Origin of the sequence: Celeribacter baekdonensis, assembly GCF_900102315.1 — a bacterium.
Lineage (GTDB): Bacteria > Pseudomonadota > Alphaproteobacteria > Rhodobacterales > Rhodobacteraceae > Celeribacter > Celeribacter baekdonensis.
Genome location: NZ_FNBL01000013.1, coordinates 66,847 through 87,950, shown reverse-complemented (window position 1 = coordinate 87,950; position 21,104 = coordinate 66,847). Strand labels below are relative to the sequence as shown.

Genomic DNA, 21,104 nt, shown 5'->3' with positions numbered 1-21,104 from the left:
AGGTAAACATGAAAAAATCCGTATTTCTTGGCGCGCTGACGATGGCTGGCCTTGCCGCTGGTGCGGCGATGGCTCAAGATTCGTCAACACTTGCCGCCGTCCAAGAGCGCGGCGCGCTCAAATGCGGCGTGAACCCGGGCACTCCCGGCTTTGCTGCGCCGGACGCAAACGGTAAATATATCGGTTTCGACGTTGATCTGTGTCGCGCTGTTGCCGCGGCCGTTCTCGGCGATGCTGAAAAAGTTGAATACACTCCGCTGACCTCCGCTGTGCGTTTCACCGCACTGGCATCCGGCGAAGTCGATATGCTGGCACGGAACACCACCTGGACCTTCTCTCGTGATGTGGATCTCAAAAACACCTTTGTGGGCGTGAACTATTACGATGGTCAGGGCTTTATGGTCCCGAAAGCCCTCGGTGTGTCCTCCGCAAAAGAACTGGCTGGTGCGACCGTGTGTATCGAAACCGGCACCACCACCGAACTCAACCTTGCCGACTATTTCCGTGTGAACAACATGGATTACGAACCGGTTCCGGTTGAAAGCTTTACCGAAGCTCAGACCCAGTTCCTTGCAGGTGCATGTGACGTCTACACCACAGACGCCTCCGCTCTGGCCGCATCGCGCGCCTCTTTCGAAACCCCGGAAGCCTATGTCGTTCTGCCGGAAATCATCTCCAAAGAGCCGCTTGGCCCGCTTGTGCGTCACGGTGACGACAACTGGGGTGACATCGTGCGCTGGACGTTGAATGCGATGGTCACTGCTGAAGAATTTGGTGTGACCTCCGCCAATGCGCCGGAACTTGTCAAAGGCACTGAGAACCCGGAGATCAACCGTCTTCTGGGCGTCGAAGGCGAACTTGGCGCGATGCTGGGGCTTGACAATGCGTGGGCGTACAACGTTATCACCCAAGTTGGCAACTACGGCGAAAGCTTTGAGAAAAACATCGGTGAGAACACTCCGGTGGGCCTGGCGCGTGGCTTGAACGCCCTTTGGACCGAAGGTGGCCTGATCTACTCGCCGCCCTTCCGTTAAGATCATAATGTGGGAAGGGCGCGGGTCATACCGCGCCCTTTTCCGTTCTGACGCTACCCAAACGATAGTCAAACATTTCGGCGCGCGGACCATGGGATCGCGCGGGGTATGGGTTTATTCAGGGGAAACAGGGGACCGTCTCTTATGACGACACTTACAGATATACCGCAAAGCCAGGGTTTTCGGCTCAGTCAGTTGATTTACGATACGCGGTATCGCTCGATCACGATCCAAGTCATTGTTTTTATAGCCTTCATGCTGGTTGGCTGGATACTTGTCCGTAACGTGACGATCAATCTTGCCAATCTTGGCAAGGAAATTGATTTCACGTTTTTGCGCAACCCGTCCAATTATGACATCCAGCAGACCTTGATCGAATATGACTCGACATCGAGCAATTTCCGAGCCGCCATGGTTGGCTTGTTGAACACGCTTCTTGTCGCCTTCCTGGGGTGCATTCTGGCAACCTTGGTGGGGGTCACAGCCGGTGTGTTGCGCCTGTCGAAAAACTGGCTCGTGGCCAAGGTCATGACGGTCTATGTCGAAACCTTCCGCAACATTCCGGTTGTGATCTGGATCATCGCCACCATGGCGGTTCTGTCCGAAGCCCTGCCACAGCCAAGCGCCTTTCGTGGCGAAACGCCGACTGCGTCGATGTGGCTTTGGGACACGGTCGCGGTGACCAACCGGGGGACATACATTCCCATGCCGGTTTGGGGCGCAGGTTCCGTCTTTGTGATTGTCACGTTCTTACTGTCGCTTCTGGCCCTCTGGTCCTTTGGCAAATGGGCGCAGCGCCGGTTTGAAGCGACCGGGCAAATCCTGCCAACCGCCTGGATCAAACTGGCGATCTTCATCGCGCCGACGCTTTTGGTTTACTTGGCTTTGGGCGCTCCAATCACCTTTGATTCCCCGGCGCTCAAAGGCTTTAACTTTCAGGGAGGCATTCAGCTTAGCAACTCGATGATCGCGCTTTGGCTGGCGCTGTCGATCTACACTGGCGCCTTTATCGCCGAGATCGTCCGCTCCGGCATTCTCGCGGTCTCCAAGGGCCAGACCGAAGCGGCCTTTGCCCTGGGCATTCGCCCTTCACGTACAATGAACCTTGTGATCTTGCCGCAGGCGCTCCGCGTCATCATCCCGCCGCTGATCTCTCAGTTCCTCAACCTGACCAAAAACTCCTCTCTCGCTTTGGCCGTTGGCTATCAAGATTTGCGTGCCACCCTGGGCGGGACGACGATGAACAACACCGGGCGCGAGCTTGAATGTATGCTTTTGATGATGCTGATTTATCTCATCGTCTCTCTGATCATTTCGTCGGGCATGAACGTCTACAACAAATCCATGAAGTTGAAGGAGCGTTAAGATGGTCAAACAAAATTCAACCATCGCCTATGTGCGCTCTGAAATTTTAGAACAACAACCGGCCCCGCGAGGACAGGTTGGGGCCTCCAAATGGGTCCGTGAAAACCTGTTTTCGGGCTGGTTCAACACGATTTTGACACTGGTTTCGCTTTATCTGGTGTTCACCCTGTTGCAAGCGCTCGTGCCTTGGGCCTTTGGCGGGGTTTGGACCGCGGATTCCTTGCAGGAATGCCGCGCCATTCTGAACGAACGCTATGGCAATACCCATCATGCCTGTTGGGCCGTCATCAACGAGCGTTGGAACCAGATCGTCTATGGAACCTTCTTCCCCTCCACCGAATATTGGCGCACCCATGTCGCCTTTGTCCTGTTGATCCTCGCGATCTTGCCGGTGCTGTTCGATGCACTGCCGCGCAAGATGATGTGGATCACCATGGCCTATCCCTTTGTCATGGTCTGGCTGATCTGGGGGGGCTCGCTTTGGGGGCCGATTTCTGTGGCTGTCGGCTTTGGGATTGCCTATTTCACCGCCTCCGTCGCGGCGCGTTATCTTGGCTCTGGCCTGACCGCTCTGGTCTCTGCTGTCGCCGCTTTTGTGTGGTGGATGATCCTTGGCCCCATTGTGGTCTCGGCGCTCAACGACACTATGCCGCTCTTGGCCTTGCGTGAAATCCAAAGCCGCGAGCTTGGCGGTTTTGTCATCTCCGTGATCATCGGCGTCTCTGGCATCGCTTTGTCTTTGCCGTTGGGCATCATCCTTGCCTTGGGGCGTCAATCCGATCTGCCTTTGGTGAAAATGATCTGTGTCGGTTTCATCGAATTCCTGCGCGGCGTGCCACTGATCACCTTGCTGTTCACCGCCTCGCTGTTGCTCAACTACTTCCTGCCACCCGATACCGAGTTTGACCTCACCCTGCGCGTGATCGTCATGGTGACCTTGTTCTCCTCCGCCTATATGGCCGAAGTGATCCGCGGCGGCCTTGCCGCCCTGCCAAAGGGTCAATACGAGGCCGCCGATGCGCTGGGTCTCGACTATTGGAAAGCACAGCGGCTTATTATCATGCCGCAAGCGTTGAAAATCTCGATTCCGGGCATCGTGAACACCTTTATCGGCCTGTTCAAAGACACCACTCTGGTCTTTTTCATCGGCATTTTCGACATGCTCGCCGCCGCTCAGGCGATCCGCGCAAACTCCGCATGGAACGGCATCACCTGGGAACTCTACATCTTCATCGGACTTATCTTTTGGGTCTGCTGTTTCTCTATGTCTCGTTATTCACAGTGGCTGGAGCGCAAGCTCCGCACCGATCACCGTTAAGAAAGGAGACCGGATATGTCTCTCGCAGAAGACCGCACAATCGACCGCTCGAAGCTGACCGTCTCCGATGAGGTGGCCGTTCAGATCGTCAATATGAACAAATGGTATGGGGAGTTTCACGTGTTGCGTGACATCAACCTGACCGTCAATCGCGGGGAGCGGATCGTCATCGCCGGGCCGTCTGGCTCCGGCAAATCGACAATGATCCGTTGTATCAACCGCCTTGAAGAGCACCAAAAAGGCAAGATCATTGTCGATGGCACCGAATTGACTTCGGATTTGAAAAACATCGACAAAATCCGTTCGGAAGTCGGCATGTGCTTTCAGCACTTCAACCTGTTTCCGCATCTCACCATCTTGGAAAACTGCACCCTTGCACCGATGTGGGTCCGCAAAACGCCGAAACGCGAGGCCGAAGAGATCGCGATGCATTTCCTCGAAAAAGTGAAAATCCCGGAACAGGCCGACAAATACCCCGGCATGCTTTCGGGCGGGCAGCAGCAGCGCGTGGCCATTGCCCGCTCGCTGTGCATGAAACCGCGGATCATGTTGTTTGACGAACCGACCTCGGCGCTTGACCCGGAGATGATCAAAGAGGTGCTCGACACCATGATCGAACTGGCCGAAGAGGGCATGACCATGCTCTGCGTGACCCATGAAATGGGTTTTGCCCGTCAGGTCGCCAACCGCGTGATCTTCATGGACCAAGGTCAAATCGTCGAACAAAACGAGCCGGAAGAGTTTTTCAACAATCCGAAATCGGATCGCACCAAACTGTTTCTGTCTCAGATCCTCGGCCACTAAACCGACACCACATCACAGACCATCACAGACCAAAGGGCGCTCTTCGGGGCGTCCTTTGTTTTGGGTGTCTCTTGGTTTAGTGACTACCGGCTGGGTCTCCCGCCGCTGGGACAGTATCGTCACAAAAACTTCGCATCCGCGTCACGCAGAATATGCTTTGCGGTGAAATTCATCCGTACGATTATGCCCCCAAGATCCAAACGATCCTTGGCTGTGCCTCGGCCAATCCATTAGAGCAGCGCCCCTCATGACCCTACACACGTTCCAAGGCGCAACCGTCTACCTCCCCGGCGAGATCGCACAGGTCAATGTCACCGTGTTTGACGGCCATATCGTTGAAATCGACGGTCCGGCGCAGGGCGACATCATTGATGCCAAGGGTAAAACCCTTGCCCCCGCGTTGATCGACGTCCATGGCGATGCGTTTGAACGCCAACTCATGCCCCGTCCCGGCGTCTTTTTTCCGCTTGAGGCCGCAGTGATCGACACCGACCGACAACTCGCCTCCAACGGCATCGCGACCGCCTATCATGCCGTCACGCTCGGCTGGGAACCGGGGCTGCGCGATGTGGCGCGCGGTCGCCATATGATGCAGGCGTTGTTGGATTTGGCCCCACGCCTCACGGTTGAAAACCGGGTTCAACTGCGCTGGGAAACCTTTGCTCTTGAGGCGCTCGATGTCATCGAATGGGCGCTTGGCGCGCCGTTTTTGCCCTCCATCGCCTTTAATGATCACACGTCCATGACCATGCGCGGGTTTGATGTTGCGATCCAGGAGCGGGCGTTTGAATTTTCACCCGCGTTTTCCGTGGCCGATCTCAATGATCCCCGGATGACCGCCCGCATCGCGGCCAAGGCGCATCGTTCGGGGCTTACCAATGCCGAATACGTCGCGCTTTTGGCCCGTGTCTGGGAACGGCGGTCTGACGTGCCTGCGGCCATCGACAGGGTCACCGATCTGGGCCGCAAAGCCGGCGCACCGATGTTAAGCCATGATGACACCCGCTCTGAAACCCGGAGCTATTTCCGCGCTTTGGGCGCGAGAGCAGCGGAATTTCCCATGGTGATGGAGGCGGCTCTGGCCGCGCGCGACAGGGGCGATCTGATCATCTTTGGCGCGCCCAACGCCGCCCGTGGCGGCAGTCACATCGGTTCTTTGAGCGCGGGCGACATGGTGGAATCGGGGCTTTGCGACGTCTTGGCCTCGGATTATTTTTATCCGGCGATGTTGGCCGCCGTGGCGCGGTTGGACGCCGATAAACGTGCGGATCGCAGCGCGATTTGGTCTCTGGTCTCCGCTGGCCCGGCGCGGGCGATGAACCTGAGCGACCGGGGTGAGATCGCGCTTGGCAAACGCGCCGATCTTGTGCTGATCGACTGGCCTGAGGGCCATGCGCCCTCGGTGCTGGGCACTTGGGTTGGTGGGCGGTGCGCCTATCGCGGTCAGTCCGCCGGATGAAACCAGATCTGCGCGATTACATCCCTTCTGTTGGCCTCGGACTCACGCAGATTCTGGGCTACGGCAGTCTGATGTATGCCTATGCCGTGCTGTTGCCACGGATGGCCGAACATCTCGATCTGTCGCTGTCGACCGTTTTTGGCATCCTGTCATTGGGCCTGTTCTTTGGCGGGCTTGTCTCACCCGTGGCGGGCATGTTGGTTGATCGTTTTGGCGGGCGTTGGGTGATGACGCTTGGGTCGATCGTTGCCGGACTGGCGCTGATGTCCCTGTCGCAAGTGAGTGGAAAATTCGGGCTTTTCCTTGCGATCTTGCTGGCCGAAGGCGCGGGCATGTTCGTGCTCTACAATGTCGCTTTTGCTGCGATCATGCGGATTGAGAGCCGTGTCCCTGCGGCGCGGGCGATTTCGATCATTGCTCTTTTTGGTGGCGTGGCCTCGACAATCTTTTGGCCTTTGACGCTGAGCCTTGCCAATGAGTTCGGTTGGCAGACCACATGGATCACCTTGGGCCTCATGGTGCTTTTGATTTGTACGCCGCTGCATTTTGTTCTCCTCGGCGGACCGCAAAAAGGCCCGGAGGCAGTCGCCACCCCGCTGAATCAGGACTGGCCCGAACTGCAAGGGGCTGTGCGACAGAAAGCGATGCTTTGGATGATCTTGTCCTTCGTGTTCTCGGGCTATGTGATGGGGGCTGTGATGACGCTTTGGGTGAGCAATGTGCAGACATTGGGGCACACGGCCGCCGCTGCCGCCTTTGCCGGGGCCGTGATCGGACCGTTTAAAACCGTGGGGCGCGGGTTTGAAATGCTCGTAAGCCGCAACCTCTATCCGCTTGTGACCTACGCTATGTCGCTTGGGTTGATGATTGCCGGGTTTATCCTCCTTCTGGGGTTTGGAGCCAGTTTCATCGGCCTGCTCTGTGCTGCCGCGCTCTATGGCATGGGGGATGGAATCAAGACCATTGCCCGAGGCACGTTGCCGCTCGCTCTGTTTGGGCAGCAAGGTTACGGCGCGCGGCTGGGCTGGATGTCCTTTGTGCAAATGGCGGTCAACGCCTCGGCCCCTTTCACCTTTGCTTATCTGGCGGAGCAATTTGGCGGGTGGTGGTCTTTTGCAGCCATGGCCGCTTGCCTGTGCTTTGCCCTTGCGACCTATTTTTTGATCCCCGACCCAAGGAGAAATCGCCATGTTGCCGCTTAAGATCGGTGCCTGCCTGAAAACGGATGAGATTGCTTTGCATCGGGAGTGGCTGTTTGAGGCTGACCGTGACATCGAAGTGCAGGATTTCATGACCCATGCCGCCCTCACGGGCGAGTTTGAGGCGCGTATCGCTGCGGCGAAAACCGCGCTTGCGGGGCATGCCGGGCGGGTCGGGATTCATGGCCCTTATGAGGGTCTCGACCTCGACAATAAGGATGCGGAATTGCGTCCGCTCATCACCGCGCGGTTTTTGCGGGCGTTGGAAGCGGCGGACCGGATCGGCGCACGCCAGATGGTGCTGCACTCGCCCTATACACGTTGGTATCAAAACAATCTTTTGTGTACCAAGGGCTATGCCGAGGCCAAGCTTGAACGCATTCAGGACGTCCTGACCCCGGTCGTGCGCGCCGCCGAAGACATGGGCATCACGCTTGTGATCGAAAATATTAAGGACGTGGACCCGGCCACACGGCGCAAGATGGTCGAAAGCTTTGCTTCGCCTTCGGTTGCCCTGTCAATCGACACGGGTCATGCGCATCTGGCACGGTGCATGTCCGGCGCGCCGCCTGTGGATTATTTCGTGCGGGACGCGGGGGAGCAGTTACAGCATATCCATATTCAGGACGTGGACGGCTATGCCGACCGCCATTGGGCACCGGGCGAGGGCGACATTGAATGGTCTGCGGTGTTTCGCGCTCTGAGCACCTGTGCGAGTGCGCCGCATGTGGTTTTGGAACTGCGCAACAAGGCCGACATCCCCAAAGGCTACGCCTATCTCAAAGGGCTTGGTCTGGTTGCATAAGACGATAAGCCCGCCGTCATGGATCTGCGGCGGGCTGATGCGTGGCGGGGTCAGCCCCGGTGTTTTTCGTCTCGGTATTTTTCAATAAACGCGTCAATGTCCAAGGCCCGAATATCTGGCAAGGCCTGTTTGTATGTGTCGCGCGGCCAATCCCAGACGGCGATCTCCATGAGGGCCGCCGCCTGAGCCTCCGTAAAGCGGGGTTTGATCACGCGCGCAGGGACACCGCCGACCACCGTATAGGGCGCGACGTCGTGGGTCACGACGGCCCCGGCGCCAATGACGGCTCCGGTCCCGATGGTCACGCCTGCGGTGATGGTCACGCCATGGCCGATCCAAACGTCATGGCCGATGGTGACCCAATGATCTTTGCGCCATTCGAAGAAATCATGGTCATCCTCACCCAGCCCATAGGCCTCGGCGCGGTACACCGAATGGTGTTGTACCGCGCGCCATGTCGGGTGATTGCCAGGGTTGATCCGCGCCGCATTGGCGATGGAACAAAATTTGCCGATACTCGTCCAAACCACATGGCAGTGTTGGGTGATGTAGGAGTAATCGCCCATGCTTGACGACTTCATCATCGTGCCCTTGCCAACCTCTGTCCATGCGCCCAGATCACAATCGCTGACATCGGCCTCGGGATGAATCGTGGGCCTTTCAGAAAGCTGTTTCTTTGATCCTGCACCGCTCATTTCGTGCCCTCCCAGTCCCCGATGATGCGTGCCCGAATGATCCCCGAAAGATGGTCGATCACATAGACCATGGCGATGATCAGAAAGATGATGGACCACGCCTCATCCCATTTGTACGCGGAAATCCGGTCCGACAGTAGAAATCCAATCCCGCCTGCGCCCACGATCCCGAGGATGGTGCCGGAGCGGACATTGGATTCGAAATTATAAAGCAGGATGGACAGGATCACCGGATTGACCTGTGGCGCGATGCCAAAGCGGATTTGTTGAAACCGTGTCCCGCCCGAGGCCTTGACCCCATCAATAGGTTTGGTCGAGGTGTTTTCAATCGCCTCGGAGAACAGTTTGGCAAAGGTGCCGACCTCGGAGACAGCGATGGCCAAAATACCCGCCAATGGTCCAAGCCCGAACGCCCGAATGAAAATCAACGCGAGGATCAGCGTTTCGAAGGCGCGGATGATGTCATAGCCGCGCCGCACCCCAAGGCGCAAACCATTCAGCCGGTTGATGTTTTTTGCCCCCAAAAAGGACAAAGGAAATGCCACGATGGCCCCCAACAGCGTCCCCATGAAGGCGATGGAAAGCGTTTCCCCCAGCCCTTTGAGAATCTCGGAAAACTCCGGCCAGCTTTTCCAGATATAGGGGGGGAACATGAAACCCAACACATGTCCCAGACGGCCAAGACCGATCCAGATGCGGGTTGGGCTAAAATTGAAAACCCAAAGACAATAGAGCATCAGCCCCGCGAACAGCGTCCAAAGCGCGATCCGGCGCAGGCGCAGGGTCAGTGGGAGATGAAAGGCGCGTGGCACACGGGCGCGGGCCTGTTCGATTTGCGCATGGGTCAGGCTCATGGGCGATCCTCCATTCCGATTATTTTATGGCGCAGTTTCTCGGAGCCGTAGTCGATAACGATGACCGTCGCGAGAATGATGAGAAACAGCGCAGAGAGATCGGTGTATTCCTGAAAACTCATGGCTGTTCGAAATTCCTGCCCCAAACCGCCCGCGCCGACATAGCCGATGATGGAGGAGGAGCGCACGTTGATCTCAAAGCGCAGCAACGTGTAGCTGATGATGTTGGGAAGCACTTGCGGCACGGCGCCGTAGCGGATTTGATCGAACCATGTGCCCCCGGCCGCTTTGACCCCTTCGAGCGGGCGCATGTCGATGTTTTCGTTCACTTCGGAATAGAGCTTGCCCAAAGCGCCGCAGGCATGAGTGCCAATGGCCAAAACGCCCGCCATCGGACCCACAGAGAAGCAAAACACAAAGATCAGCGCCCAGACGATGTCGGGTACGGTGCGGGTGATTTCAAGCAAACGACGGGTCAGCCACAACACCCATTTGTTAGGCGACAGGTTCCGTGCTGCTGGAAAGGAAAGCAAAAACCCGCCGACAACGCCGAATGTGGTCGCCATAAAGGCAATGAGCACCGTCTCCCAAAGCAGTTTGAGCCAGGTTTTCCAACGCCAGAACCATTCGCCAAAATCGCTCCAAAAACTATCCCACCGCAGGGTTGGGAGGGTCTGGGACACATATTCGCCCAACCGGGGCAACCCCGCAGGAATGATCCAGCGCCATTCGCGCGCCCCGTCGGGCATCGTGACTTGGGTGATCTTAAAAAAATCTCCGATCCATGCCGAAAACGCGAAAAGCGACACGAGGACAAGCGTGCCAATGGCCCAGCCCCGCCGCGCTTGACGACGTTTGGTGGCAAAGTCCAATTCGAATTGTGTCAGCCGTTCCGGCGCGGCTGCGTCGACGGTCAACTGGGGCATTGGGGCGACTGTGAAGGTCATATGAACCTCTGTGAGATCAGGCCAAAAGGATAAAAGGGGACACCAGTGTGCCCCCTTTTAAATGCAGGTTGATCAGCCGCGACGCTGGCTTTTGATCCAATCGCGCATGTCGACGATCCACTGGTAGCGATCGCGATCCACGCGGGTGAAGCCGATCTCCGGGTTCGGGTCGGTTGGCTCAAAGGACGAGTAAAGCGCGTAGCCTTCGGGGTCTTCCGTCGGGAAGGCTTCGAGAGCATTGGTCAGATCGGAAATCAGTTCAGCCGGCAGGTTGCTGCGCACGGTCCAGGGGCCAGAGGTGATTTCCGGGCTTTCCCAGATTTTGCAGATCAGCCCGGCCTCGATCATGCCCTTGGATTCCATCCGCTGATAGATGCCATCCAGATCGTTGTTCTGGTAGGTCGATGCGGTGTTGAATGTCCCGTTCACAACCCCGCTCACCCCGGCTTCATGCGAGCCAGAGAACGGCACGGCGGCGAAATATTCTTCGGGTTTGAACCCTTCCTTGGTCAGGAAGTTGAAATAAGGAACGGCGTAGCCCGAGGTCGAATCCGGGTCAGCAAAGGCGTGGATCTTGCCTGCGGCATCGGCAAGGCTTTTGATCCCCGAGTCACAGCGGGTGACAACGATGGAGCGATAGCCGGTGTTGCCGTCTTTTTTGATGGTGGTCAAAATCGGCTCGACCTCGCCATTGGTGGCGGTGTAGGCGGCGGCATAGGACGAGGAGCCAAAACGGGCAATCTCGATTTGATTTGCGGCAATGGCCTGAACCACGCCATCATAATTGCCTGCGGTGAAAATTTCGACCTTCACCCCCAATGTGTTTTCCAAATACGTCCGCAGCGGCTCCGTGCGCATCAGACGGTCTTTTTCGTTTTCGCCCGAAAGGACACCGAATTTCAAAGTTTGGTAGTCTTCTTTCCAACCCTCAGCGAGCGCAGGTGCTGCGATCAGAACCGCAAGAGCGGTGGCAGTGATGAAACGCATGTGGAAATCTCCTTTGAAGCGTTTGTGAAAAGGCGATGATCAGGCCGGCACGGTGGCGTGTACGGCGGTCGATGTGACCGCCGCGTTAAACTCTTGCAGGCCATCAAGTCCGTAAATGTCACGCACGACATCATCGGTGAGCTGTTCGGGGGTGCCATCGAAATACACGCGGCCCTGACGCATGGCGATGATGCGGTCACTGTAGGCGCGGGCGGTGTCGAGCGTGTGCAGGTTCACCAAAACGGTGATCCCGTCCTCCCGGTTGATCCGTTTCAACCCGTCCATCACCAGCGTCGCATTGGCCGGGTCAAGCGAGGCAATGGGTTCGTCGGCGAGCATGATTTTCGGGCGTTGCACAAGCGCCTTGGCGATGGCCACGCGTTGTTGTTGCCCGCCTGACAGCGTCCCCGCGCGTTGCAGCGCTTGCGGCACAAGATCAAGCCGATCCAAAGCCCGGATCGCCATGGCGCGCTCCTCATCAGAGAATTGCATCGTCATCGACGACAGGACCCCGTGTTCTGCCAGACGCCCGATCAGCACATTGGTTAAGACGTCAAGCCGATCGACGAGATTGAACTGTTGAAAGATCATTGCGCAATCCCGACGCCAGTGTCGCAGGGCCTTGCCCTTGAGCGCGGTGATGTTGGTGTCACCAAACGAAATCGACCCCGCAGTGGGATCGACCAGGCGATTGAGCAGACGCAGCAATGTTGATTTTCCGGCACCCGAGCGGCCAATCACGCCGATAAACTGCCCCGGTTCAATGGAGATCGACACGTTGTCGACGGCGTGGGTCTCGCCAAAAGAGCGGGAGACATTGGACAGGATCAAGGCAGAACTCATGGTATACTCCGGAGATATTCATTCGGATGTTTCACCATGAGGTTTACGTGAGCGGATTAACGTCCCGCCGACATTTGCATGACGATGCCCTGATAATTTGGCGACAGATATGTGACAGCCGCCTCAGGCAGGGTGTAACAGCTTAAGGTCGCGACTCTGCAGCCGCCCGATCGAATGGATCATCTTGCCGCCACAAAACGTGGCGCTCACACGGGTCAGCGCGCCACGTTCAACCAGCGCCAAATCGGCACGCAGTCCGGGTTCGATCCGCCCGCGATCCGTCAGCCCCAGTGCTTTGGCCGGATTGGCCGTTACCAAAGCCGCCGCCCCCGCAAGCCCCTTTGGATCGCTTTCGGCCAAGGTCATCACCGCCGCCAACATCGCCGCCGGGTGGTAATCCGCCGCGAGAATGTGCAACAGCCCCTTGGCATGTGCCTCGCGCGCTGAAAGATTGCCGGAATAACTCTGACCGCGCATCGCATTTGGTGCCCCCATCGCATTCAGCATCCCACGCGCTGCGGCGGTCTCGGCCGCCTCAGACGTGACCGGAAACTCGCTGATCACCGCGCCCATTTCGGCCATCAAAAGCGCCTTTTTGGCACTGTCATCATCATGGCTCGCAAGCGCGACACCGTGGCTTTTGCAGAGCTTGGAAACCTGACGGAGATTGTCGAGAATAACCTCCTGCGGGCGGGTGCGTTCAGCGATCCTGGTGCTCACGACCTGTCTGGCTTCGGTTTCGGACATGCCGTCGCGTGTGGCGATAAGGCTGATATGACGCTCAATGTCGCGATACTGTCCCTGACCCGGCGTGTGATCCATCACGGAAACCAAATCGACCTGCTCATCGGCGATCAAATCGGCCAGCACCTGCACCGCATTGGCATAGGTGATGTCAAAGCGAGCATGGATGCGATGGTCGACGCGGCAGGACCTGCGCAGCCGGTGCAGATCACGGATGACTTGGCTGGTGTGTTCAAACGAGCGCCGTTCGCCAATTCTTGCTGCCCGCGAGAAACTCACCGCCGCATAAGCCGTGGTGATCCCCGCCGCGGACAAGCGCGCATCAAGATGCGACACAGCCACCTCCATCGGGAAATCGACCCGCGGCCGGGGTTCCAATTCGGTTTCGATCATGTCGCCGTGCATGTCGATGAAGCCGGGAAAGACCAGCGCCCCGCCACAGTCGATGCCGTTTGAAACAGGCCGTTCGGCGATCTGGGCGATCAACCCGTTTTCAATGCAGAGCGCGCCGTCAGTGAGCACACGATCCGGCAAGACGAGGGAAAGATTAGACAGCCACATCGGCGCGGTCCTCCATATTGGGGGCATCAGGGGTCAGGTCAATGACTCGGTCAATCAGGTGTTCGACGTCATCGGGATGGTGAAACACGCCGATCATGGCGGTGCCGCTTTGTTTGAGCTCATGCAGACGCGCGACCAGAGCCACCCGCGCATGTGCGTCGAGCGAGGCGGTCGGTTCGTCCAAAAGCAACAGCTTTCGGGGCAAGATCAGCGCGCGGGCGAGGTTGACCTTTTGCTGCTCTCCGCCTGAAAACGTCGTGGGATAGGCGCGCCAGAGGCTGTCTTTGACCCCGAAAGCCTTGAGCCAATAGCGCGCCTTGTCCAGGGCCTGTGGCGCGCTGTGCCCGGCCATGCGCAGCGGCTCGGCCACGAGATCTTCGGCTGAAACCCTCGGGCGTGCCACAAGGAACTGAGTGACAAATCCGATCTCGGTGCGTCGCAAATGGGTCACATCCACGTCGGCGGCGCGCAACAGGTCGATCACCCCGTGATCCGAGTGAAATAGAACCTGACCCGCCTGCGCCAGATAGCTGCGATACAGGGTGCGCAGCATCGTGGATTTGCCCGCGCCGTTTTGACCCTTGAGCAAAAGAAATTCGCCCGCGTTCAGATCAAAAGAAATGTTGGAAAACGCCGCCATCTGACTGCCCAGATGGTGCATGGTGAAGCCTTTGGTCAGGCCTTGGACGTGGAGAATGACACTCATAGTTTCGCATGCACCAATTGTTGCGTGTAGGGATGTTGCGGGTCTTGGAAAATCTGATCGACCAACCCCGCTTCGACCACTTCGCCGCGGCGCATGACCATGACGCGGTCGGCCAAAGTGCGGATCACCCCCAGATCATGAGACACGATGACCATGGTGATATTGCGGTCCTGTTGCAGCCGTTTGAGCGTATCAAGCACCAGCGCCTGCACACTGACATCCAGCCCCGTGGTCGGCTCGTCCAGCAACAACAACGCAGGTTCAAGCGCGATCGCCTTGGCCAATTGCACACGTTGCTGCATGCCGCCCGACAATTCGATCGGCGGTGCGTCAAGGCGTTCAAGCGGAAATTCGGACGCCGCCAAGGCCGCGCGCGCCTTGTCGCGCAGCACGGAAAACCGCCGCTCTCCGGCAATCAAAAGCCGCTCGGCCACGTTGCCGGAACTGGAGTGTTTCATCAAAAGCCCAAGATGCGGGTTCTGATACACGATGCCGATCTTGGTTGCGCAGAGCATCCGGCGCGCGAAACGGCCAAGCTCAAACAGATTGCCCTGTACATCGGGCAGATCCAATGTGTAGCTGCCGCTGTCGGGCGTGTCCTCAAGGTTCATCATCCGCAACAGCGTTGATTTTCCAGAACCACTTTCCCCCACAATCCCAAGCACTTCGCCGGGAAATACCTCGGCTGAGACGCGGGTCACAGCCTGCACATCGCCATAGGTCTTGGTGACATCGCGCAGAGTCACCAAAGGCCGCGTGGTGACGATGCGCGGGGCGTCGAGTGTCAGGGTCATTCTGCCATCTCCCCATTTTCATACCATGTCTTGCCAAAGGTGACGGCGTCGCCCGTGCTCTGTTGGATGTGTTTCACGCCAAAGCCGCTGTCGGACAGTTCATAGGCGGAACTGCCATCCTCTTGTGGGATTTCGTTCATGAAAAACCCTTTGGCGCCGGAGCGGGAACAGGTCAGGTCGTGGTGCTCTTCGACCTTGTAGGGCACATCATCAAAGACCAGAGGTTCAACGCGAGTGTAGGGGGGAACGGCAAAAATGCGCTTTTCGCGACCCGCAGACAGGATTGTCAAATGCTGTGCCATGTTCAGCTTTGGCACGTCCCAACGCGGGATCGGCGAAGGGGTCATGACGTGACGTCCATTGACCATCGAGGGGTAGCTCGCGCCCTGCATCACCCGCCCGGATCGCACGATTTGTTCGTAAAGCTGTAGCCACATCCGGCCATAATCCGCATCGGCATGCATTTGACGCGCGATTGACATATTGGGCTGAACCGGGCGCAGAGGCTCGGGGTTGGGCACTTGCAGCACAAGGATTTGAGCCTCGTTCAGTTTTTCTTCCGGGATGCGGTGGCGTGACTGAATCAGATCGGCCTGGAGCGTATCAAGCGTGGTTGGCGCACCGGAGACCCTGGCCAAAAAATGCCGGATCGACGCGGCGTTGACGCTGTCGTCAGCGCCTTGATCAATCACTTTGATCCGCATGTTGGGGTGGATGAGAGTCAGCGACACCTGCAATCCCCCCGTTCCCCAGCCCCGTGCCATCGGCACCTCGCGGCTGGCATAGGGCATCTGACAACCGGGCACCGCCACGGCTTTGATCATTTTGCGCCGAATTTCGCGCTTGGCAGAGGCGTCCAGAAAGCCGTAACTCATCGGCTCCCAGGCGCGGGACAAGGTTTTGAGGCTTTGTGGCGTCACACTCATTGCGCAGGTTCCTTTGAGGGGGATGTTTTTTCTGCCGTTGTGCCGGTCTTCTTGGCGCTGCGCATTGCATCCAAAGAGGATTGAAATGTCACATAATGCGGCAGTTTGAAGTGGATACAGAAGCCCGAGCTTTCCACGCCTTCGGTATGATAGAGGTAGAATTCCTCCTCGGTGGGTGACCCTTTGGGCGCGCCTTTGCTGTTGAGATCCAGCGTGGCGGCGGAGATGCATTTCACCTCGTTCCAGCCCAGCGTGGCGGCAAAGCCCAGCTCAAGTGTGTCGCCTTTCTTTGACACGACCTCGGCCTGTGACACCTTGACCCGTCCTGCCGAAAAGGCTGTGCCTTTCGGGTGGGTCACGATGATCTCAGCCTCGCACAGGCGCAATTCGTTCACCGTTGGATGCGCTTGGCCGTAGCCGCGCATCGCCGCATATCCAAGCGCCAAAGTCGCGCCCGTGTCCGCGCGCGCCAAGCTTTGCAACCTGTGCGCGCGCGTGGCCGGAAACAAAACTGGCTCACGGGTCACATCGGGAATGTCCTCGGGCGCGGTCTCATCGAAACCGGGCATTTCCACCAGATCATTCTCCGCCTGCCACGCCGCAACCGAAGGCTGATGCGCGGGGGCGGGCGTGGCCGAGGGGGTGACCGGGGCCGGGACATAACGCGCGCCCTCAAGCACATCGGTTGCGATGATCCGGTGGGAATAATCCAAGGTCGGGCCAAGCACCTGACCGCCGGGAATGTCTTTGAACGCTGCCGAAATGCGACGATGGGTAAACAGGGTTACCTGTTCAATCGGGCGCGCCACATGCAGTCGCGGTTGCGTCGTGCGCCACGCGCGCAGCAACAGAACCGCCTCATATAAGTCGCCCCCCGCCTGCGCCAAAGCCAGCGCGGCGAGGTCTTCGTCATAAAGCGAGGCCTCGCCCATCACCCGGTCGATCAGATAGGGCAGGGCAGTTTTGATCTCCGCCACCCGTTCGGGTGTGATCTCGCCCATCTCGGCGCGAAACAACCGTTCTGCCTGTTCAATCGCCTGTTCGCCACCGCGCGTCGCCACATAGGCCATCAGAGCATCTCCACTTTGGTTGACCGTGGCAGGCCCAGGACCTGCGCACCGTCGATGAAAAACACATCGAACCCGATCGGGTATTGGATGAGATCGCGGCGCAGGGACCAAAACCCGTCCGGCACCCCGCCGATATGAACGCATTCCTCTGTCTCGATCCCCGGCCCGGTGAGACGCAGGCGCGGCCCTTCACCAAGGCGGGCGCGGATCACGACACTGGCGCCACCGTCGGGGTAGAGATCGGAGCCGGTCGACAGGGATTTCAGGCCATCCAGATCGGTGAGCGCGCCCAGAAACACATGATCGGCGCCCGCCAGCGCTGCGATACGCGCGCCGGTTTCCAACACTTTGGGCATCAAAAGCGGGTCGGCGCAGAAGACATGACATTCGCGGTCGATCAGCGCCTCAATGATTTGGGCTTCGCCTCGTTCGGGTAAATCGCGCAGGCGGCCGGGGCGGCTCATCGACCAAATCAGGGCCTCGAATGTGGCATTGGCGCGGGTTTCCTCACGCGAGGGTGTGGGGGCTGTGCGCATCAGAACGTCTCCATATCAACGCGGGTCGCTTCGATCCGGCACAGGGTGTCATGATCCTGCGCCTGCTGCATTTTTGCCTGTTCGCTGACAAAAGCTGTGCAGTCCGCCACCGCACGGCCCGCGTCCAACGCCAGATCGACTAGCGCCATGGCCATGGCCGCCTCAAGATCACGCCCACGCCGCATGCCATAACCTTCATGCGCGCCCATTCGGATATGCGCCTCGCTCACAAGCACCTCGCCAAGATGAAACCCCGTGCCCTGCGCCGTGTCGCGCATCGGCAACATGACCAGTCCGGTTCGACTTGAAAGCACTTCGACCGGATCGAGGTGATCAAGCAGCCCCTCGCCAAAGGTCTTGATCGCGCAGGCGTCGCTGCGCGCCAATGTGGTGAGGCATAGGTTGTGCGGATGGGTCATCGCCTTAGTCCCTCTCGTTTGTCATGGTGAATTTGACGCGCAGCGCCGACCAGATGACTTCGCTGAAACTCAACGCCGTGCCATCCAAGGATTGGTCAATGGCGCGGATGACAATGACCGGGGTTTGCGGGTGCTGACGCAAAAGCTTGGCCTCTTCCGGGCGGGCAAGGCGGCTGTGCAAAGTGGTTTCGGCGCGCAGATAATCGGTGATGCCGTAGGATTTATAAGTCTCGGTCACCGAGCCGATCAGATCACGCCGGGTGACAAAATCGGGAAAGCGTTTGGCGCAGCGATAGCCGGTTCCAATGTTGATCGGCAGCGTGTCAGCATAGGTGATGCGGCGACTTTTTTGCACGGGAGCGCCGGGAAGCAGGCCGAGCGCGCGCGCGACCCGTTCGGAGGCGGCGGTTATTTCCGCGCCAAGCAATGCGCCTGTCACCTCGATACCTTGCGAGTTCAGGTTGCGGTGCAGCCGCGTGCGCGTTCCGATCGCATATTCAAGCATCGGGCCGGATTCAACAAAGGTGCCACGCCCCTGTTCGACGCTGACACTGCCTTCGCGTGCCAGTTCAGCGATGGCGCGACGCACAGAATGGCGTCCTGCCTCATATCGCGCCGCCAATTCGGGTTCGGTCGGAAGCCTGTCCCCCGGTTGCAATGTGCCATTGGCGATGTCTTGTTCGATTGCGTCACAGATGCGCCGCCATTTCTGAGTGATCATTGTCCACCATCATTCATTCGGATGAATGTGGACTACGCCGCGTTGGTAACATGTGCATGACGCCGGGCGCAGATTTTGATGACGATCCGTATGGGGCGAATTGTGTGGGGCTATGGCAAATCAGCCCCGCGCAGCGCGGTGGCCCGGCTGCCTTGTCGCTGTGACCTGTCAAAAAGCGAAGGGGGGAGAGTTACGCGTCCAGATCGCGCGGCACCACAAAGTCGACAACCGGGTTCACGCCAAATGCAATCTCTGACCAAGTCGGGGCGGCCACGTCAAACACCGTGGTGGCACAGGTTGGGTAGCGCGCAAAGTCTTTGTGCAGCGGCGCTCTGTTGGCAAAGCGTGCGGCAAATTCGCCAACGCCGGGGTTGTGGGCGATCACCAAAACCGTGTTGCCCTCGGCCTGTTTCAACTGGGACATGATCCGCATGTCAGAGGCGAGATACAGCGTGTCTTTGACCACGAGATCGGCACAGAGCCCCATGCCATTGGACAACCATTCATAGGTTTCGCGGGTGCGCGCGGCGGCAGACACCAACACCTGATCAGGCAGATACCCTTTGTCCCGCAGCCAAATCCCCATCAGGGCGGCGTTGCTTTGGCCGCGGGCATTGAGCACCCGGTCAAAATCGTCGCTCAGAGGATCATCCCAGCTCGATTTCGCGTGCCGCATCAGGATGAGGCGCAGGCTCATTTTGCGCCATGCGGTTTCATACTGGGTTGGCTGTCGCGAATAAGCGAACCCGCACCGTGTTCGGTGTAAAGTTCCAACAAACAGGCATTGGGTGCGCGCCCGTCCAAGATCACCACGGCCCGCACCCCGGCGTTCAGGGCATCCAGCGCGGTTTCGGTTTTCGGGATCATGCCACCGGCGATGATGCCCTCTTCGGTGAGGGTGCGGATTTGTTCGGAGTTGAGCGAGGTCAAGACGTTTCCATCCGCGCCTTTGACGCCGGACACATCGGTCAAAAGCAACAGGCGATCGGCCTTAAGCGCGCCCGCGATGGCGCCGGCGGCGGTGTCGCCATTGACGTTAAACGTCTCGCCGTCGCGACCCGCGCCCACAGGCGCGATCACCGGAATGAGGTTTTCATCGCCAAGTTCCTTGATGATCGAGGGGTCCATTTTGACTGGCGTGCCAACAAAGCCCAAATCGGGATGAGTCTGTTCGCAAATCATCAGGTTCGCGTCCTTGCCGGAAATCCCGACCGCGCGCCCACCTTGGCTATTGATCGCCTGAACGATGCGTTTGTTCACAAGGCCGGACAGGACCATTTCGACGACCTCAACGGTGGCCTTATCGGTCACGCGCTTGCCGTTGACGAATTCGGATTTGATGTTCAGATCGGCCAAAAGCTTGTTGATCATCGGACCGCCGCCATGAACGATCACCGGTTTGACGCCAACCTGCTGCATCAACACCACGTCGCGGGCGAAACTTTCCATCGCCTCGTCAGACCCCATGGCGTGACCGCCAAGTTTGATCACCACTGTCGCGCCTTCGTAGCGCTGCAAATAGGGCAAGGCTTGTGACAATGTGCGGGCGGTTGCGATCCAGTCTCTGTTCATGTCTTGCGTCTTCATTTCCCGGGAGTCCATTGGAGGGGTTGCTCCTGAGTATCGCGTTCCCGGGCGCGGGTGCAAGGGTCGCTTACACCAGCGTTGCGATCACGGCGCGCAGAACATCAATGCCCCACCCTTTTTCCGAGGAGGTGACGATCAGTTCCGGGTAGGCGGCCGGGTGTTTTGCCACCGCCGCGCGCACCTGCTCTAAGATCGCCGCGCGCTCCACCTCTTTGACCTTGTCGGCTTTGGTCAACACCACCTGAAAGGTCACGGCGGACTTGTCGAGCCGCTCCATGATGTCCTCATCCACGGATTTGACCCCGTGGCGGCTGTCGATCAGCACAAAGGCCCGGCGCAACGTGGCGCGGCCAGACAGGTAGGCCTTAAGCAGGCGTTGCCATTTTTCGACGGTTTGGATCGGCGCTTTGGCATAGCCATAGCCGGGCAGGTCGACGAGGTAATGACTGTCTGAGGCGGTGAAAAAGTTGATTTCTTGTGTCCGACCCGGCGTGTTCGAGGCACGTGCGAGCGCCTTATGCCCGGTCAGGGCGTTGATCAGAGACGATTTGCCCACGTTTGAGCGGCCTGCAAAGCAGACCTCAAGGCGGTCATCAGGCGGCATGCCGTCCATGGCCACCACGCCTTTGACAAATTCGGTCTGTGCCGCAAACAGCAAGCGGCCCTTCTCGAGGGCCGCCGCGTCAGGATCCGCAATGGGAAAACTTAGGTTCATCTGGTGTGGGACGCC

The 21,104-nt window shown here is 58.4% G+C and carries 23 protein-coding genes; 7 read left to right on the top strand and 16 right to left on the bottom strand.

Translation table 11 applies throughout. The features are described 5' to 3' along the window. Positions 1–8 precede the first annotated feature (8 nt). The 7 genes from BLT54_RS17625 (at position 9) to BLT54_RS17595 (ending at position 7,984) form a co-directional block, all read left to right on the top strand. Positions 9–1,034, top strand: coding sequence for an amino acid ABC transporter substrate-binding protein (locus BLT54_RS17625; protein WP_074646514.1), 1,026 nt, complete (start codon positions 9–11; stop codon positions 1,032–1,034). 144 nt (positions 1,035–1,178) lie between these two features. Then, the gene (locus BLT54_RS17620) at positions 1,179–2,399 is read left to right on the top strand and encodes an amino acid ABC transporter permease (RefSeq protein WP_074646513.1); all 1,221 of its coding nucleotides are present in this window, start codon (positions 1,179–1,181) and stop codon (positions 2,397–2,399) included. Position 2,400: 1 nt separating this feature from the next. Next, positions 2,401–3,717 carry an amino acid ABC transporter permease gene (locus BLT54_RS17615; RefSeq protein WP_074646512.1) on the top strand — a complete coding sequence of 439 codons (1,317 nt, stop codon included), beginning with the start codon at positions 2,401–2,403 and terminating at the stop codon, positions 3,715–3,717. Between the two features lie 15 nt (positions 3,718–3,732). Beyond that, positions 3,733–4,521: an amino acid ABC transporter ATP-binding protein gene (locus tag BLT54_RS17610; RefSeq protein WP_009574046.1), complete on the top strand. Its 789-nt coding sequence runs from the start codon at positions 3,733–3,735 to the stop codon at positions 4,519–4,521. A gap of 247 nt (positions 4,522–4,768) precedes the next feature. Then, positions 4,769–5,980 (top strand): alpha-D-ribose 1-methylphosphonate 5-triphosphate diphosphatase, encoded by a 1,212-nt coding sequence (locus BLT54_RS17605; RefSeq protein ID WP_074646511.1) that lies wholly within the window; start codon positions 4,769–4,771, stop codon positions 5,978–5,980. Then, on the top strand, positions 5,977–7,182 hold the full coding sequence (locus BLT54_RS17600) for an MFS transporter (protein ID WP_074646510.1): 1,206 nt from the start codon (positions 5,977–5,979) through the stop codon (positions 7,180–7,182). Before BLT54_RS17605 ends, BLT54_RS17600 begins: the two co-directional genes overlap by 4 nt. After that, a complete protein-coding gene (locus BLT54_RS17595; protein ID WP_083351883.1) occupies positions 7,169–7,984 on the top strand; it encodes a sugar phosphate isomerase/epimerase family protein in 816 nt (271 codons plus the stop codon). Before BLT54_RS17600 ends, BLT54_RS17595 begins: the two co-directional genes overlap by 14 nt. Positions 7,985–8,034: 50 nt before the next feature. Here the strand turns inward: BLT54_RS17595 and BLT54_RS17590 are convergent, their stop codons facing one another. The 16 genes from BLT54_RS17590 to yihA form a co-directional block, all read right to left on the bottom strand. Continuing rightward, the gene (locus tag BLT54_RS17590) at positions 8,035–8,679 is read right to left on the bottom strand and encodes a DapH/DapD/GlmU-related protein (RefSeq protein ID WP_074646508.1); all 645 of its coding nucleotides are present in this window, start codon (positions 8,677–8,679) and stop codon (positions 8,035–8,037) included. After that, positions 8,676–9,533 (bottom strand): phosphonate ABC transporter, permease protein PhnE, encoded by an 858-nt coding sequence (gene phnE / locus BLT54_RS17585; RefSeq protein WP_074646507.1) that lies wholly within the window; start codon positions 9,531–9,533, stop codon positions 8,676–8,678. The genes BLT54_RS17590 and phnE (BLT54_RS17585) overlap by 4 nt, the downstream gene beginning before the upstream one ends. Continuing rightward, entirely contained in the window at positions 9,530–10,480 is a 951-nt protein-coding gene (phnE, locus tag BLT54_RS17580) for a phosphonate ABC transporter, permease protein PhnE (protein WP_074646506.1), read from the bottom strand. The genes phnE (BLT54_RS17585) and phnE (BLT54_RS17580) overlap by 4 nt, the downstream gene beginning before the upstream one ends. Positions 10,481–10,552: 72 nt before the next feature. Further along, the gene (gene phnD / locus BLT54_RS17575; protein WP_074646505.1) at positions 10,553–11,467 is read right to left on the bottom strand and encodes a phosphate/phosphite/phosphonate ABC transporter substrate-binding protein; all 915 of its coding nucleotides are present in this window, start codon (positions 11,465–11,467) and stop codon (positions 10,553–10,555) included. A 39-nt stretch (positions 11,468–11,506) separates the two neighbouring features. Further along, a complete protein-coding gene (phnC, locus tag BLT54_RS17570) occupies positions 11,507–12,310 on the bottom strand; it encodes a phosphonate ABC transporter ATP-binding protein (RefSeq protein WP_074646504.1) in 804 nt (267 codons plus the stop codon). A gap of 123 nt (positions 12,311–12,433) precedes the next feature. Next, positions 12,434–13,615, bottom strand: coding sequence for an alpha-D-ribose 1-methylphosphonate 5-triphosphate diphosphatase (locus BLT54_RS17565; protein WP_074646503.1), 1,182 nt, complete (start codon positions 13,613–13,615; stop codon positions 12,434–12,436). After that, positions 13,602–14,321, bottom strand: coding sequence for a phosphonate C-P lyase system protein PhnL (locus BLT54_RS17560; protein WP_074646502.1), 720 nt, complete (start codon positions 14,319–14,321; stop codon positions 13,602–13,604). Before BLT54_RS17560 ends, BLT54_RS17565 begins: the two co-directional genes overlap by 14 nt. Next, the gene (locus BLT54_RS17555; RefSeq protein WP_009574057.1) at positions 14,318–15,115 is read right to left on the bottom strand and encodes an ATP-binding cassette domain-containing protein; all 798 of its coding nucleotides are present in this window, start codon (positions 15,113–15,115) and stop codon (positions 14,318–14,320) included. Before BLT54_RS17555 ends, BLT54_RS17560 begins: the two co-directional genes overlap by 4 nt. Continuing rightward, positions 15,112–16,041, bottom strand: coding sequence for an alpha-D-ribose 1-methylphosphonate 5-phosphate C-P-lyase PhnJ (locus BLT54_RS17550; protein ID WP_074646501.1), 930 nt, complete (start codon positions 16,039–16,041; stop codon positions 15,112–15,114). The genes BLT54_RS17555 and BLT54_RS17550 overlap by 4 nt, the downstream gene beginning before the upstream one ends. Further along, positions 16,038–17,111, bottom strand: coding sequence for a carbon-phosphorus lyase complex subunit PhnI (locus tag BLT54_RS17545; protein WP_074646500.1), 1,074 nt, complete (start codon positions 17,109–17,111; stop codon positions 16,038–16,040). The genes BLT54_RS17550 and BLT54_RS17545 overlap by 4 nt, the downstream gene beginning before the upstream one ends. Further along, complete coding sequence (gene phnH, locus BLT54_RS17540) at positions 17,111–17,647, bottom strand: phosphonate C-P lyase system protein PhnH (protein ID WP_074646499.1); 537 nt, start codon at positions 17,645–17,647, stop codon at positions 17,111–17,113. The genes BLT54_RS17545 and phnH overlap by 1 nt, the downstream gene beginning before the upstream one ends. Beyond that, positions 17,647–18,066 carry a phosphonate C-P lyase system protein PhnG gene (locus tag BLT54_RS17535; protein ID WP_074646498.1) on the bottom strand — a complete coding sequence of 140 codons (420 nt, stop codon included), beginning with the start codon at positions 18,064–18,066 and terminating at the stop codon, positions 17,647–17,649. The genes phnH and BLT54_RS17535 overlap by 1 nt, the downstream gene beginning before the upstream one ends. A 4-nt stretch (positions 18,067–18,070) precedes the next feature. Continuing rightward, on the bottom strand, positions 18,071–18,787 hold the full coding sequence (gene phnF, locus BLT54_RS17530) for a phosphonate metabolism transcriptional regulator PhnF (RefSeq protein ID WP_074646497.1): 717 nt from the start codon (positions 18,785–18,787) through the stop codon (positions 18,071–18,073). A 190-nt stretch (positions 18,788–18,977) separates the two neighbouring features. Beyond that, positions 18,978–19,484 (bottom strand): SixA phosphatase family protein, encoded by a 507-nt coding sequence (locus BLT54_RS17525; protein WP_074646496.1) that lies wholly within the window; start codon positions 19,482–19,484, stop codon positions 18,978–18,980. Then, on the bottom strand, positions 19,481–20,374 hold the full coding sequence (argB, locus tag BLT54_RS17520; protein WP_074646495.1) for an acetylglutamate kinase: 894 nt from the start codon (positions 20,372–20,374) through the stop codon (positions 19,481–19,483). The genes BLT54_RS17525 and argB overlap by 4 nt, the downstream gene beginning before the upstream one ends. A gap of 67 nt (positions 20,375–20,441) precedes the next feature. Next, positions 20,442–21,089 (bottom strand): ribosome biogenesis GTP-binding protein YihA/YsxC, encoded by a 648-nt coding sequence (gene yihA, locus BLT54_RS17515; RefSeq protein WP_074646494.1) that lies wholly within the window; start codon positions 21,087–21,089, stop codon positions 20,442–20,444. Positions 21,090–21,104: the final 15 nt, after the last annotated feature.

Bases quoted from the DNA above. Each gene is read 5' to 3' on its own strand.
- BLT54_RS17625 (WP_074646514.1), top strand. From the start codon at position 9: ATGAAAAAATCCGTATTTCTTGGCGCGCTGACGATGGCTGGCCTTGCC.
- BLT54_RS17620 (WP_074646513.1), top strand. From the start codon at position 1,179: ATGACGACACTTACAGATATACCGCAAAGCCAGGGTTTTCGGCTCAGT.
- BLT54_RS17615 (WP_074646512.1), top strand. From the start codon at position 2,401: ATGGTCAAACAAAATTCAACCATCGCCTATGTGCGCTCTGAAATTTTA.
- BLT54_RS17610 (WP_009574046.1), top strand. From the start codon at position 3,733: ATGTCTCTCGCAGAAGACCGCACAATCGACCGCTCGAAGCTGACCGTC.
- BLT54_RS17605 (WP_074646511.1), top strand. From the start codon at position 4,769: ATGACCCTACACACGTTCCAAGGCGCAACCGTCTACCTCCCCGGCGAG.
- BLT54_RS17600 (WP_074646510.1), top strand. From the start codon at position 5,977: ATGAAACCAGATCTGCGCGATTACATCCCTTCTGTTGGCCTCGGACTC.
- BLT54_RS17595 (WP_083351883.1), top strand. From the start codon at position 7,169: ATGTTGCCGCTTAAGATCGGTGCCTGCCTGAAAACGGATGAGATTGCT.
- BLT54_RS17590 (WP_074646508.1), bottom strand. From the start codon at position 8,679: ATGAGCGGTGCAGGATCAAAGAAACAGCTTTCTGAAAGGCCCACGATT.
- phnE (WP_074646507.1), bottom strand. From the start codon at position 9,533: ATGAGCCTGACCCATGCGCAAATCGAACAGGCCCGCGCCCGTGTGCCA.
- phnE (WP_074646506.1), bottom strand. From the start codon at position 10,480: ATGACCTTCACAGTCGCCCCAATGCCCCAGTTGACCGTCGACGCAGCC.
- phnD (WP_074646505.1), bottom strand. From the start codon at position 11,467: ATGCGTTTCATCACTGCCACCGCTCTTGCGGTTCTGATCGCAGCACCT.
- phnC (WP_074646504.1), bottom strand. From the start codon at position 12,310: ATGAGTTCTGCCTTGATCCTGTCCAATGTCTCCCGCTCTTTTGGCGAG.
- BLT54_RS17565 (WP_074646503.1), bottom strand. From the start codon at position 13,615: ATGTGGCTGTCTAATCTTTCCCTCGTCTTGCCGGATCGTGTGCTCACT.
- BLT54_RS17560 (WP_074646502.1), bottom strand. From the start codon at position 14,321: ATGAGTGTCATTCTCCACGTCCAAGGCCTGACCAAAGGCTTCACCATG.
- BLT54_RS17555 (WP_009574057.1), bottom strand. From the start codon at position 15,115: ATGACCCTGACACTCGACGCCCCGCGCATCGTCACCACGCGGCCTTTG.
- BLT54_RS17550 (WP_074646501.1), bottom strand. From the start codon at position 16,041: ATGAGTGTGACGCCACAAAGCCTCAAAACCTTGTCCCGCGCCTGGGAG.
- BLT54_RS17545 (WP_074646500.1), bottom strand. From the start codon at position 17,111: ATGGCCTATGTGGCGACGCGCGGTGGCGAACAGGCGATTGAACAGGCA.
- phnH (WP_074646499.1), bottom strand. From the start codon at position 17,647: ATGCGCACAGCCCCCACACCCTCGCGTGAGGAAACCCGCGCCAATGCC.
- BLT54_RS17535 (WP_074646498.1), bottom strand. From the start codon at position 18,066: ATGACCCATCCGCACAACCTATGCCTCACCACATTGGCGCGCAGCGAC.
- phnF (WP_074646497.1), bottom strand. From the start codon at position 18,787: ATGATCACTCAGAAATGGCGGCGCATCTGTGACGCAATCGAACAAGAC.
- BLT54_RS17525 (WP_074646496.1), bottom strand. From the start codon at position 19,484: ATGAGCCTGCGCCTCATCCTGATGCGGCACGCGAAATCGAGCTGGGAT.
- argB (WP_074646495.1), bottom strand. From the start codon at position 20,374: ATGAAGACGCAAGACATGAACAGAGACTGGATCGCAACCGCCCGCACA.
- yihA (WP_074646494.1), bottom strand. From the start codon at position 21,089: ATGAACCTAAGTTTTCCCATTGCGGATCCTGACGCGGCGGCCCTCGAG.